The sequence below is a fragment of the Pseudomonas sp. AIG genome (assembly GCF_977020205.1).
This window is the reverse complement of record NZ_CDROCK010000185.1, coordinates 1-214: the sequence shown is the minus strand read 5'-3', so window position 1 is coordinate 214 and position 214 is coordinate 1. Positions and strand designations below refer to the sequence as shown.

Below are 214 nucleotides of genomic sequence, written 5' to 3'. Positions count from 1 at the left end.
CACACTTCTTGGTCAAATCAATCAAGGTGTCTGACTACTTCATCAGTGTTTTGGAAGCTCTAGCCCTTAACATGGGTTGTATTTGTAGGTATCATCTCTGGTTTCATCGGAGCTACTGCTTACAACAAATACTATAACTTCCGTAAATTGCCAGAAGCTTTATCATTCTTCAATGGTAAACGTTTCGTACCATTCGTAGTTATTCTTCGTTCAG

The 214-nt window shown here is 38.8% G+C and carries 1 protein-coding gene; it reads left to right on the top strand.

The features are described from left to right. Nucleotides 1–90: 90 nt before the first annotated feature. Nucleotides 91–214, top strand: a 124-nt coding sequence (locus ACWR1S_RS31040; RefSeq protein WP_454566163.1) for a hypothetical protein, incomplete at its 3' end; no start/stop codon positions are given.